At 47.0% G+C, this 13,279-nt stretch carries 14 protein-coding genes; 10 read left to right on the top strand and 4 right to left on the bottom strand.

Features of this window, described 5'->3' with window-relative positions:
* Positions 1–4: 4 nt before the first annotated feature.
* From M1D71_RS17865 to M1D71_RS17820, 10 genes are all read left to right on the top strand, one after another.
* Complete coding sequence (locus tag M1D71_RS17865; protein WP_458123063.1) at positions 5–535, top strand: DUF5590 domain-containing protein; 531 nt, start codon at positions 5–7, stop codon at positions 533–535.
* Between the two features lie 299 nt (positions 536–834).
* A complete protein-coding gene (locus tag M1D71_RS17860; protein ID WP_076209942.1) occupies positions 835–1,362 on the top strand; it encodes a hypothetical protein in 528 nt (175 codons plus the stop codon).
* Positions 1,355–2,857, top strand: coding sequence for an AAA family ATPase (locus tag M1D71_RS17855; protein WP_458123062.1), 1,503 nt, complete (start codon positions 1,355–1,357; stop codon positions 2,855–2,857). The genes M1D71_RS17860 and M1D71_RS17855 overlap by 8 nt, the downstream gene beginning before the upstream one ends.
* A gap of 133 nt (positions 2,858–2,990) precedes the next feature.
* Positions 2,991–3,863, top strand: coding sequence for a 3-hydroxyacyl-CoA dehydrogenase family protein (locus M1D71_RS17850; RefSeq protein WP_062835158.1), 873 nt, complete (start codon positions 2,991–2,993; stop codon positions 3,861–3,863).
* A complete protein-coding gene (locus M1D71_RS17845; protein ID WP_458123061.1) occupies positions 3,860–5,065 on the top strand; it encodes an acetate/propionate family kinase in 1,206 nt (401 codons plus the stop codon). Before M1D71_RS17850 ends, M1D71_RS17845 begins: the two co-directional genes overlap by 4 nt.
* Positions 5,066–5,166: 101 nt before the next feature.
* The gene (asnS, locus tag M1D71_RS17840; protein ID WP_062835156.1) at positions 5,167–6,462 is read left to right on the top strand and encodes an asparagine--tRNA ligase; all 1,296 of its coding nucleotides are present in this window, start codon (positions 5,167–5,169) and stop codon (positions 6,460–6,462) included.
* Positions 6,463–6,482: 20 nt separating this feature from the next.
* Positions 6,483–7,187 carry a DnaD domain protein gene (locus M1D71_RS17835; RefSeq protein WP_458123060.1) on the top strand — a complete coding sequence of 235 codons (705 nt, stop codon included), beginning with the start codon at positions 6,483–6,485 and terminating at the stop codon, positions 7,185–7,187.
* A gap of 247 nt (positions 7,188–7,434) precedes the next feature.
* Positions 7,435–7,935 carry an RNA polymerase sigma factor gene (locus M1D71_RS17830; RefSeq protein WP_458123059.1) on the top strand — a complete coding sequence of 167 codons (501 nt, stop codon included), beginning with the start codon at positions 7,435–7,437 and terminating at the stop codon, positions 7,933–7,935.
* Complete coding sequence (locus M1D71_RS17825; protein ID WP_458123058.1) at positions 7,928–8,380, top strand: hypothetical protein; 453 nt, start codon at positions 7,928–7,930, stop codon at positions 8,378–8,380. Before M1D71_RS17830 ends, M1D71_RS17825 begins: the two co-directional genes overlap by 8 nt.
* Before the next feature lie 37 nt (positions 8,381–8,417).
* Complete coding sequence (locus tag M1D71_RS17820; RefSeq protein WP_458123057.1) at positions 8,418–9,707, top strand: multi-tm2 domain protein; 1,290 nt, start codon at positions 8,418–8,420, stop codon at positions 9,705–9,707.
* A gap of 151 nt (positions 9,708–9,858) precedes the next feature.
* On the opposite strand, the gene M1D71_RS17815 is transcribed toward M1D71_RS17820, so the two are convergent.
* The 4 genes from M1D71_RS17815 to proC are packed head-to-tail and all read right to left on the bottom strand — an operon-like array spanning position 9,859 to position 13,270.
* Positions 9,859–10,512, bottom strand: a complete 654-nt coding sequence (locus tag M1D71_RS17815) for a methylthioribulose 1-phosphate dehydratase (protein ID WP_458123056.1) — start codon at positions 10,510–10,512, stop codon at positions 9,859–9,861.
* Between the two features lie 3 nt (positions 10,513–10,515).
* Positions 10,516–11,193, bottom strand: a complete 678-nt coding sequence (locus M1D71_RS17810; protein ID WP_458123055.1) for a 2-hydroxy-3-keto-5-methylthiopentenyl-1-phosphate phosphatase — start codon at positions 11,191–11,193, stop codon at positions 10,516–10,518.
* The gene (locus M1D71_RS17805; RefSeq protein ID WP_458123054.1) at positions 11,190–12,413 is read right to left on the bottom strand and encodes a 2,3-diketo-5-methylthiopentyl-1-phosphate enolase; all 1,224 of its coding nucleotides are present in this window, start codon (positions 12,411–12,413) and stop codon (positions 11,190–11,192) included. Before M1D71_RS17805 ends, M1D71_RS17810 begins: the two co-directional genes overlap by 4 nt.
* Positions 12,410–13,270 carry a pyrroline-5-carboxylate reductase gene (gene proC / locus M1D71_RS17800; protein ID WP_036607595.1) on the bottom strand — a complete coding sequence of 287 codons (861 nt, stop codon included), beginning with the start codon at positions 13,268–13,270 and terminating at the stop codon, positions 12,410–12,412. Before proC ends, M1D71_RS17805 begins: the two co-directional genes overlap by 4 nt.
* Positions 13,271–13,279: the final 9 nt, after the last annotated feature.

The following is a 13,279-nucleotide window of genomic DNA, read 5'->3' as shown; positions in this document are numbered from 1 at the left end:
GCTTTTGAAGAAAAAAAAGAAGTGGATATGGATTTCGCTACTTGCACTGGTTCTGATTCTGTTTGGACTTCAGCGTTATTACGTCTATGTCACGCAGGACCAGCGCAAGGAAGAAGCTCTCGCCATACAGGTAGCACAGGAGCAACTGGGCATTACATCCTATAATGAATTGCGAAAGTACATTTGGGGAGATAAAGAAGGCTCTGATAACATCTACTGGACCCTGATCGGCAAAAACAAGGATAACCAGGATGTTATGGTCTGGGTGAAATTCGATGCAAACAATCAACCTGCTACGGGTGCAAACGCTATACACAGCGAGTTGCTGCAGAATGGCATGTCCGAAACGCAGATACGCAATCGCTTTAGTTCTGAAGTTCCTGCCGGTGAAATTAAAAGAATCATGCCCGGAGTTGTGAATGGAATATATGTGTGGCAAGTGTATTATAAAGACGGTACGCATAACCACTATCGCTTTTATCGTTTTAGCAATGGAGAAGAGGTGGACCTGGTCTACACACTACCGAACAGTTAGAACAAATAGCGTGATTCAACTAGTAAATTTTGAAATGAAAGAACCGGCAGGCGGATATCCGACTGAACCGGTTCTTTGTGTTGTCTGTAAACATATTTGATTTAAATAGTTAAAATTAATAATTTATTCATATTTTCGCCTTCGAAATTGTATATACGATGTGATATACTCAGATATGTACTCGAAGTTACATTCAAAACAAATAGTCCTGTCGGAATTTTCGCAGGAGTCTATGTGCACATATTCGTTTATACCAATAAGCCAGTAGGTTAGGCCAAAATCTGGGAGGGGTAATTCACTTGAAGCTAAAAGTATTGCCTATTGCTTTAACTGCCGTCATTTCAGCCGTTGTGTTGTTTGGAGGTTGGTTTGTGTATCGACAGGTAGCTGTGCAGAATCCGATTGAAAAGATGGTTACCCAGTACGATGGAGTCAATGACGTTCAATTAACTATTAACCGCAATGACGTACAATTGAAACTGGATCTGCAACCCGATGTTGATTTGGGCAGACTGGTACAATATATTCACAAAGAAGGACAGACCTTGATTGGAACACGTTCACTGAAATTGGATGTTGTGGATCATTCCAGTGAAGCACTGGAAAGTTGGTGGGGTGATGCGATGTTTACCGTAGCTCAGGCGATGGAGAACAAGCAGTACACCGAGATTACACCTACGTTGTCGAAGATGGCGACGAATGGTATGAAGGTAAATACAGCTATGGATGACAACAATGTATATGTCAGTCTCAGAGACGGAGATGCCAGCAAGTTTATTATTCTGCCGCGTGTGCCCGGTCAGATAGGAGTGTGGCCTAATGCCTAAGTGGACAAAAGAAGTTGCCATCGGATTTTTTCCCGTGTTGATCATTTTCCTTGCTTTTACTGGTGTTAATATTGTTCCGATTCTGATTGCAGCGGTGATTGTCGGAGCTTTGCTGTTCATGATGCAAATGCGAGGCGGGATTACAGTAGGCGCTGCACAGGAACGTAAACGGAAGAAAAAAGGACCTTCCAAGCTTACTTTTGAAGAAATTGGAGGTCAGGACAGTGCCAAGCAGGAATTGCGTGAAGCACTTGACTTTCTCATCAAACATGAAGAAATCCGCAAGTTCGGGATTCGCCCGTTAAAAGGGATTTTGCTGACGGGCCCTCCAGGAACGGGGAAAACGTTGATGGCGAAGGCTGCTGCCCATTACACGGATTCTGTTTTCGTAGCAGCAGCGGGTAGTGAATTCGTGGAAATGTATGTGGGTGTGGGTGCCAGCAGAATTCGGGATTTGTTCAAGGACGCGAGAACCCGTGCCACCAAGGAAAATAAGGAAAATGCTATTATCTTTATCGATGAGATCGATGTCATCGGGGGTAAACGTGAAGGTGGTCAACAGCGTGAATATGATCAGACACTGAATCAGCTCCTGACGGAAATGGATGGAATCTATTCTTCTGATACGCCAAGAATTCTGGTTATCGCTGCAACGAACCGCAAGGAAATGCTGGATAGCGCTCTGACGCGCCCGGGACGTTTTGACCGCCACATTCAAGTGGACTTGCCTGACAAGAAGGGCAGAAAGCATATTCTGGAACTGCATGCGGTGAATAAACCTCTGATGAAAGAAGTTAATCTGGAGAAGACAGCTGAAGAATCGTATGGTTTCTCCGGTGCACAACTCGAAAGTGTTATGAACGAAGCAGCAATATACGCCATGCGGGACGGGCTGTTGAACATTGAACAGCGGCACTTGTCCCTGGCTATTGATAAAGTCATGATGGGTGAGAAGACAGACCGTGAGTCCAGTGTGGAAGAGAAGAAAAGGGTCGCCATTCATGAATTGGGACATGCCATTATGGCTGAACTCGTTCGTCCAGGCAGTGTTAGTCAGGTGGCACTTAGTCCGCGTGGTCAGGCGCTAGGATATGTACGTCACAACCCGCAACAGGAACAGTTCCTCTATACGAAGCGCTTCCTGGAAGAGCAGATCATGATTGCACTCGGAGGAGCCGCTGCGGAGGAAATGTACTACGGTGGACGTTCCACTGGGTCACGCAATGACTTTGATCAGGCAACCAATGTCGTACAGACCATGATGGCTTCGGGATTGACTTCACTTGGTATTGTGAACATGGATATGGTTACAACCGAAGAACTCATGCGGGAGAATAAATTGATTCTGCAAGATCTGATGGAACAGACGAAGCGATTGCTTGAAGAACAACGGACAATTTTCGACAACTCACTCGACATCCTGATTCGGGAGGAAGTATTGTCAGGCGAGCAATTTCGTTGTCAATTTCGTGACAGTGCCCTTTTACCAGCATAATTTATTTATGCTGGTTATTTTTTTTTACATTTCACTCGTGCTAAGATATTATTATATGTTGGGTCGAAATTTGTAATTTTCGGCGAACAGGGTACAATAGAGAAATAGAGAACCGAAAGGATGGAGCAGAACCATGTTTTTCAAAAAAATAGGAGTTGTCGGTGGAGGTACGATGGGACAAGGTATTTCCCAGATGCTCGCAGCCAAAGGACTTGATGTGCTTCTCGTGGAGCATACAACACAAAAACTGGATCATGCATATGACATGATCGAAACGAACCTGGATAAACAACTGGAGAAATGGGCGATTACAAAAGCGGAGAAGAAATTGATTCTTTCCCGTATTACCAAGGTAGCTCATTTAGCTGAACTTGGAACTTGCGATATGGTCATTGAGACTATTTCAGAGGATCTGGATGCGAAAAAAGCAGTATTCAGCCAACTGGACCAAGTTTGCCCAAGCAATGTCATTCTGGCAAGTAACACATCCACGCTGAGTTTGACCGAGCTTGCAAGCTCGACCAAATACCCAGAGCGTGTTATTGGTATGCACTTTATTCACCCGGTTTCCCGGGTTGATCTTGTAGAGATTATTCGTGGACTGAAAACTTCGGATACGACATTCGAAGAAACCAGACGATTTGTAGAAGAAGTAGCGGACAAAAAAGGAGTAATGATCTATGAATCACCTGGATTCGTAACTTCCCGCTTGATCTGCCTGCTGATTAACGAAGCGTTGCATGTATTGCAAGAAGGTGTTGCATCTGCTGAAGATATCGATGATGCAATGCGTATCGGATACAACTTCCAACATGGACCACTCGAAATGGCTGACCGTTTCGGATTGGATTCTGTTGAAGCTGCACTCGAAAGAATGTTCCGTGAATTCGGAGAATTGAAATATCGTCCTTCCACGGTCCTGAAAAAAATGGTGCGTGCAGGACACCTGGGTGTTAAAACAGGCGAAGGATTCTTCAAGTACGACAAGGATGGTGACCGACTGTGAAAGTACTCGTAATTAATGCGGGGAGTTCCTCGCTCAAATATCAACTGTATAATATGACTGATGAATCTGTATTGGCTAAAGGTCTGGTAGAGCGGATCGGAATGGATTCCTCCATTCTGACACACAAACCGACAGGCCGTGAGGATGTTACAGAAGTTAGTGAAATTTTGGAACACACAACAGCAATCCGTAAAGTCATTGATATTTTGACTCACAAAGAAAGTGGTGTATTGGATTCTGTAAGTGAAATTCAAGCTGTTGGACACCGTGTTGTTCACGGTGGTGAAGCGTTTAAGGAATCTGCACTGGTAGATGATGCTGCCAAAGCTGAAATTCGTCGTTTGTTCGACTTGGCTCCGCTTCATAACCCGGCAGCAATGATGGGTATTCGTGCGGCTGAAGCCAATATGCCTGGTGTTCCACAAGTAATGGTCTTCGATACGGCGTTCCATCAAACGATGCCGGAAAAAGCATATCTGTATGCTATTCCGCGTGTACTTTACAAAAAATATAAAGTACGTCGCTACGGCGCACATGGTACTTCCCATGATTTCGTAAGCAAAGCAGCTGCTGAATATCTGGATCGTCCAGTGGAAGATCTGAAGATCATCACTTGTCACGTTGGTAACGGCGGCAGTGTAACAGCAGTTAAAGGTGGCGTATCCGTGGATACTTCCATGGGCATGACTCCACTTGAAGGACTGATGATGGGAACGCGTTCTGGTGACCTTGACCCAGCCATCGTACCTTATGTGATGAACAAGGAAGAACTGAGCGTAAGCGAAGTGAACTCCATGTTGAACAAACACAGTGGATTGCTCGCAATCTCCGGAATCAGCAGTGATATGCGTGAGATTACGGAAGGTATGGAGAATGGCGATGCCAACTCCACACTTGCTTTTGAAATGTACGAATACCGTCTGCGTAAATACATTGGTTCATATGCAGCTGCAATGAACGGTGTAGACGTGATCGTATTTACGGCTGGTGTAGGTGAGAACTCCGTTGTTCTTCGCCAAAAAGTATGTGAGCAGCTTACTTACCTGGGTGTTGAACTGGATGAAGCGTTAAATGCCATTCGTTCCGGCGAACCCCGCCGGATCACAACAGCGAATTCCAAAGTGGAAGTTCTCGTTGTGCCAACAAACGAAGAACTGGTCATTGCACGCGATACACACCGAATCGTATTGAATTCTCAGTAATCTAACTGTAAAGTAAATATAGAATGACAAGGAAGTGCAGAGGACAGGCATAAGCCTGCCCGCTGCATTTTCAAATTTCAGGAATCAAGGGGAGATATGGCATGAATACGAATTGTGTAATTCGTAATGTGAACGAGCATGTGGGCGAAACCGTGACAATCGGTGCCTGGATTAACAACAAACGTTCCAGCGGTAAAATTCAGTTTTTGCAGCTGCGTGATGGAACCGGATATATTCAAGGGGTAGTTGTGAAAAGTGAAGTTAGTGAAGAGATCTGGAACAATGCCAAGAGCCTGACACAAGAAAGCTCTTTGTATGTTACAGGTATTATTCGTGAGGAACCCCGCAGCGCATCTGGTTATGAGATGACAGTAACTGGGGTTGAGATCATTCACCTGACTGAAAACTATCCTATTACACCAAAAGAGCATGGTGTTGATTTCTTGATGGATCATCGTCATTTATGGCTTCGTTCCACGAAGCAACGTGCGGTTATGGTGATTCGTGCAGAGATTATTCGCGCTGTTCAGCAGTTCTTTGATGGTAACGGATTCACACAAGTGGACCCTCCGATTTTGACACCATCGTCTGCGGAAGGAACAACTAACCTGTTCCATATCAAATACTTTGATGAAGATGCTTATTTGACGCAAAGTGGTCAATTGTATATGGAAGCCGCAGCCATGGCGCTGGGCAAAGTATATTCCTTTGGTCCAACATTCCGCGCAGAGAAGTCCAAAACACGTCGCCACTTGATTGAGTTCTGGATGATTGAGCCGGAAATGGCCTTTGTAGATCACGAGGAAAGTCTGCGCGTACAAGAGAAATTTATCGCTCATGTCGTTCAATCCGTGCTGAAAAACTGCCGTGCAGAACTGGAATCCATCGGTCGTGACGTATCCAAACTCGAAGGCATCGTAGCTCCATTCCCGCGTATTACGTATGATGAAGCGATTGAATTCCTGCATGGACAAGGCTTCGATATTCCTTGGGGGGAAGACTTTGGTGCACCGCACGAAACAGCGATTGCTGAGAAGTACAATACACCCGTCTTTATCACGCATTACCCTGCTGGAATTAAGGCTTTCTATATGAAACCAGATCCGAATCGTCCAGAAGTTGTACTCTGTGCTGATATGATCGCACCAGAAGGCTACGGAGAGATTATTGGCGGTTCGCAGCGTATTGATGATCCGGAATTGATGCAACAACGTTTTGAGGAGCACAACCTCTCGGATGAAGCGTATCAATGGTATCTGGATCTGCGTAAATACGGATCGGTTCCTCACTCCGGTTTCGGTCTGGGATTGGAGCGGACGGTAGCATGGATCTGTGGGTTGGATCATGTACGTGAAACAATCGCATTCCCACGTATGCTCTATCGTCTGTACCCTTAATGCTTAATAGAGGAGCGTCTATGGAAGACACGACATCCAAAGCTTGGTTGGATGGAGCAGCTTATGGCATGACTTCGGGCACAGCTCACCTGCCTTATGCCTTGTTACGTTATTATCACCAGCTGGGCCTATCCGATGCAGAAGTGCTTCTTCTGATTCAACTGCTAGGGTTCCGTCAAGCAGAGTTCAATGAGTTTCCCACGCTTGAAGAGCTTGCTACACGCATGGGACTTGCACCAGAAGGTATTGCGAGAATGTTGCAACGACTGATGCGAGATGGGTATATTGCGATTGTCGAGCATCGTGACGAGGAACGTGACATCCAGTACGAACGGTATGATTTGCATGGATTATATGCCAAGCTTGCAACGTGCACTGCCGAAGGAGTAGCGGCTTTCCGTGCAGAACAGCAGAACAGCAGTACAGCACGCCAAGATTCGAACAGTGTTCAAAAAGAAGAGGAAGAACGAAATATGTTCTCCATCTTTGAAAAAGAATTCGGCCGTCCGCTCTCTCCAATGGAGTGCGAGACGATATCCAGTTGGTTGGATCAGGATCGTTATCAAGAGGAACTGATTCTAATGGCTCTGAAGGAAGCGGTTTTTGCAGGTAAAGTACATTTCCGGTATATCGATCGAATTCTGCTTGAGTGGAGCCGCAATCGTGTCAAGACGGTTCAAGACGCCAAGGCATACACGCAGCGGTTTCGTAACGGTGGACGTTAATTCCAGCGTAGGCAAGGACAAGAAACAGGCCAGAAGTCATTCTGTGCCTGTTTTTTTGGATTATAGATTGGATGAGTTCTTAGCGGCATCAACCTTTCAGGCAATGAATTCACTTTGTTTTTAAAAAAATTTGATGGATCACGCAGGGGTTACCACACAAGCTGTCGTCTATTGTATTGGAGAGGAGGGGAGAGTTATTGATGAAGCGCGCGTAATCGAACAAATCCGTCAAGGAGATACATCTCAGATGCGTACTCTGATTGATAAATATAGCCAGCATGTGTACCATGTGGCCTATTCCGTATTGCGGAACGATCAGGATGCTCAGGATGCAGCTCAGGAGGCGTTCATTCAGATGTATAAGTCTCTCCCCGACTACCGTTCCGAAGGTTTCAAAACGTGGTTAACCCGAATCGCCTTTCACAAAGCGATAGATGCCAAACGCAAGCTGGGCAGACGAAGTGCTGAGGATCTGGGTGGAGAAGAAAAAATAATAAACATGCCAGGACGGGATGAAGACGTTCTTGCCCGTCTCGTTCGTGAAGAACGTCAGGATAAACTTCGCGAACGTATTAATCAGTTGCCTGCTCAGCACCGTGACATTATCACTGCGTATTATTTAGGTGAGAAAAATTACGAGCAGATTGCCAGTGATGCACAGGTGGCTGTGAAAACCGTGGAATCCCGTTTGTATCGTGCCCGGCAGTGGATTCGGAATCATTGGAAGGAGGATGAATGGCGTGAGTAAACAGGAGAAGTATACCGCTGCGCAATGGGCTGATTATATTGAAGGCCGTATGAGTGAAACTCAAGCGAGCAGAATGGAACAGCTGCTGATGGAAGACACAGATGCGATGGACAGTTATCTGGAAGCACTCGGCATCCATCAGGAACTGCCTCCGTTGCCTGACCCGACAGGGTTTGCAGATTCAGTGATGCATCGGATTGTGGGTATTCAATCCTCCAAGCCTCAACGTAAATCCCGCGCTGGACGAAACCGGCGCTGGCTTGAACATAAAGTGTTTCATTATGCGGTAGCAGCCTGTCTGACATTGATCTTCCTCTCGTCTGGACTTTTTGACAAGGTAGCCCCGTATCACAAGTTCCAGGATGGCGACCACAGAGGGTCTTTCACGGAGAAATGGACGGAGGCAGCCACTTCATGGCTGGATACCTTCAAGCCTAAACCATAAATGGTTTCGCATTGCCTGAAAAGAAAGGATGACGACTGTGCACTCAGATCGTAACAAATTACTCGCATTTCTATTAAACCTGATACCAGGTCTTGGTTTCATGTATTGGGGACGGGCCGCAAGGGCTGTGATTTATCCATTGCTTTTCTTCGGAACAGCTGTTGGCTCATTCATGCTAGCAATGGTCACTAATGAACAAGATTTAATGATTTTCGGTGCACTTGGTGCTGCTTTCTTCTGGGGGATCAGCATGCTGGACATCGTGATTGTTCTGCTCCGTGCACCTTCTGCCCGAGAAGCACATTATAGGGGATACGGTGCACCTTATGAAGCACCACACCAAGGAGCCGCTTACCAGGGAGCATACATGGGTCAGCACGGGCCTATGGAGCAGATGAATGAAGATGAGCTGCATCAACATCCTGGTGGTGAATATGGTCATCCTGAGGGTCCCTATGGTCAACCCATGTATCGAAAAGGTAGTGAGGGTGAACGGTTCTTCACCATTTTGCTCTCATTTGTTCCGGGATTGGGCCACCTTCATCTGGGATTGTTGCATCGCGGGTTGTCGTTCCTGATGGCGTTCTTTGGTTCATTTGCCATGATGGTTTTCGTGGCTTCGATCACCAATGAATCGGTATTTCTAATGTTCTTACTCATTCTGCCAGTAATATGGGTATACTGCATGTTTGATGCGGTACAGCACGTCCATCGTAAGCAGGCTGGTGAGGTGTTGCAGGATCGGACATTATTCGAAGAATTGGAGATGGGCAGAGTAGCCGGACGACGTAGCAAAGTGCTTGCAACGCTGCTATCCGCTTTTCCAGGTGCGGGTCATCTATATCTGGGATTGCAAAAAAGAGGCATGCAGTTGATGTTCCTGTTTCTCGGCAGTATCTACATTCTGGACCTGCTTCATTTATCGGTGTTCCTGTTCATGATTCCGTTGATCTGGTTCTACAGCTTTTTTGACGGATTACAGTGCTCCAGTCGTTATGGACGCGAGCCATTGGTTGATCAGCCGATCTTCAAGGATTGGGCCCGCCATCAGCGCCTGATTGGATTCGGGATTGCGGCGCTTGGACTATATTACCTAACGATCCGGCTTGTCATTCCACAGCTGAATGAGCTGTTCCCGAATGCCTTTATGACGTATGAGATCCGTTCCTATTTGAACACCGTCATTGTTTCCTTGCTGCTCATTTTTGGCGGCTTGAAATTGCTGTTTGGTAAGCAACGGGAATTGGGAACGAATCGCTCGTTTCATCGAAATGACGAAGAAGCAGACAGTCTCTTTTTATTCAAGGATCGGGATGATCGACTGTAGAGTGACCTAAAGAAAAGTTACACTGACACCACGATGACAGAGCAACCTTTCTAATCGCTGTTATCCCACAAACAAAAAACACGCCGTGGCCTATGTATATCAGCCTTGGCGTGTTTTTAGTTGTGCAGCTTTGATTTCGAATAAATGATTGCTATTTCGTAGCACCCTTCAGCAGAAGTTGACGGTACATCACTTCGAATAGGAATTCGAAAGCCTCCAGATGACGTTTCGCTTCAAAAGCATCCTTGCCCCACGCATATATGCCGTGGTTACGAAGCAAGATTCCCGGAACTTTGGCATCAAGCACATCCGGTACCAATTCAGCAATGGACGGAATGTCCGCAAAGTTAGGCAGGACCGGTACACGAATCTCCGCATTTTCTTCCCAGATGTTGAATGCTTTAATCAGTTCAATACCTTGAATCGGCACATGACCTTCTGTTCCAAAGAATTCACTGATCAGGTTATTAAACACGGTATGCACGTGGAATACAGCGCCACAACCCGTCAAACGATAGATTTCGCAGTGAATCAACGTTTCTGCACTTGGTTTCAACGTTGTCGTTTCGATCGCTTTGCCGTGCTTGTCCACAAAAAGGAAGTCTTCCGGTGTGCGAAGAGATTTGTCTTTGCCAGAGGCGGTAACCGCAAAATAAAATTGTTCTGGATCAAAGTCTCCTACACGCATCGACAGATTGCCACTTGTACCCGGGAACCAGTTACGACTGGCGAACAGTGCTTTAATATCAGCCAGTTCTTCAAGGACCTGACGTTTGTGTTCCAATGTAATCTTTTCAAAGCCCATCGTTTACAGCACTCCTTGTGTTTGCTTCTGTTTCATATCTTCGATGATATCGTAAAAGGTTGCGAATGGCACATGGTCTACACCCAGCTCAATACACTTGTCCGTTAGAATGGAACGGGAATAGACGAGATCCGCGATCTTGGCACCTTCAAAATCCGTCAGACTGTCTCCAATGAGGATTCGATTGAATTGTTCTTCCGGGAAGGTACGAATCACGGTCGTTTTACACATGCCGCAGCCATTCTCACAAGGAGGCTGGCAGGGGTTCGGCCATTCAATCCGAATGGTTTCACCCGAGAAGTCAGCTCCATTGCAATAGACATGATCCTGCGGGATATCGAACGGTGCGAGTAAGGGGTCAATAAAAAAGTCCATGCCGCCACTCGTCACATTGAATTCGATACCTTCGCTACGGACATATTCAAGAAACTCGCTGAATCCTTCGCGGATCCCCGCTTGTCCAAGCACAAATTCCACAATCTCGTCTTTCTGCGATGCAGGCAACAGAGCGAACATGGCCCCAACACCTTCGCGCAGCGAAATTTTTTGCTCAATCGTCTCTTTCATAATCGCTTCAATGCCCTTAGGCTTGAAATGTTTCATGATCGCTACGATGTTGTCCGATAGGGTAATCGTCCCATCAAAGTCACAGAAAATAACGGTTTTCTTATCACTTCTCATCGTTCGCCACCCCACAGATCCAGTGCGCTTTTCAACTCCGGATGCTCGGTTGCATACTGAGCGAGTGGAATGGAACGCTGGGCTGCCTCGATAGCCTGCAGGAATGCACGTCCGCCTGCCTCAGTGCCCATAGGATGCCCATGTATACCTCCACCAGCATTAACGATGACATCTGTGCCAAAGTCGCGCAAAATAAGCGGTACAAGGCCTGGATGGATACCGGCTGAAGGTACGGGCATACTGGTTCGTACTGGCAGATCAGCTGTCAGTAATTGCTCCGTGATCGCCATATTTTCTTCCTTCGGCATCGTAACCGAACCATAAGGAGAAGGGAAGAGCACCAGATCGGCACCCGCTAGACGCATCAACTGGCCTAGTACAACTGAAGCCGACATGCCGTAATGTGGTGAAGGATACAGTGCACCTGCAAGAGCAGGGTGAGCCATAATCGGCACATTAATATCTGGATCACTGCTGAGTTCATGCAGCACATCATATCCGTAGGACAATACGTTGAATAGCAGTGCATTGGCTCCTGCACCAATAGCGCGTTCAGCTTGCTCTTTCAGACGAGATGTAGGTCCCGTAAGATTGGTTGCATACAGAAGTTTCTTACCTGTCTCCTGGCGTGCCTGTTCGGCAGCTTTCATGCAGACCTCGACTCTTTTTTCAATAGGTGTCAATTTATTCTCGAACAGAATTTCATCGTCCTTGATCAGATCAACGCCACCAAGAGCCTGACGAATGAATTGTTCACGCAGTTCATCTGCGTCCAGCCCAATAACCGATTTGAAGATACTCATTAACAGTGGACGGTCATGTACACCAAGCAGATCACGAACACCATTTAGTCCAAATTTGGGTCCCGGGAATGCACGGAGGAAACCATCCGAGAAACCAAGCTTTGTCAATTTGATCCGTCCATCCATTGAGATCTTGCCAAAGACCGTTACGAGCAGGGCAGGGATATCACGGCTGAAGTTCACATCAGGATATCCGATGGTAATATCGGCGTAACGCTCCCCTGCGGCCATGCCATCAGCTTCATGGACTTCTACGCTGATCACTTCACCCAGATGCTTTTGCATGGCTTCACGCTGGGCCTGTGGCAACTCAGTCCAGCTACCAACGGTCATGCCGATGGCGATGGATTGAGCCTTCTTGCGAAAGTCTGCATGATCATCATGCAGACGATATGTGGCTGTGCACATGTTGTTCATTTTAAATCCCCTTCCAAAGCAGCTCCCATCTCCCGTGAGCGCTCTGCACAGCGGTTGACGGCTGCGATTACATTTTCAAAGAAATCTCCTTCGTCCAGCGTCTTCAATGCTGCCTGGGTTGCCCCTCCCGGGGAGGTCACATCACTACGCAGCTTCATCGGCTCCAAACCGGTTTGTTGTACCATACGTGACGCGCCCAGCACCGTCTGAACAGTGAGATCGCGAGATTGCTGGCTGGATAAGCCACCACGAATACCTGCGGCAATCATGGCCTCCATTAAATAGTATACATAAGCAGGGCCGCTTCCGGAAATACCTGTGAGCACTTCAAGTTTATCTTCAGGCACAATGGTCACGATTCCAACCGCTTCAAACATGGTCATTACCGTACTGCGCTGATCATCCGTAATCTCCGCAGAGAAAGCAAGACCGGTTGCGCCAAGTCCGATGGTACTGGAAGTATTCGGCATGGTTCTGGCAATCGGCTGTTTGCGACCGAGCAAGGACTGCATCGTGCGGATCGATAATCCGGCAATGACAGACACGATCAGTTGATCAGGTGATAACAGCGGACCCAGTTCGCGCAGCGCTGCGGCAGCATCTTTGGGTTTCATACAGAGTACAATGACCGGAGTGGAGGCAAGATGATCCAAGGATTGTGAGGCAGTTCCGGTATGTACAGCATAACGGGTGCTGAGCTCCTCCTGACGTTTCTGGTTGCTACGGTTCAGCATCGTAATATCCTGAGGACGAACGACCAGGCGGGAGATCAGTCCGCGCACGATGGCCTCAGCCATCGCGCCTGCTCCGTGGAAAGTAATCTTCTGTTGTAGTAACGTCTGCTGCTCTTGACTCATATTTATCGT

The organism is Paenibacillus sp. Z3-2, from assembly GCF_054161325.1.
This window is presented reverse-complemented; position numbering and strand designations above follow the sequence as displayed.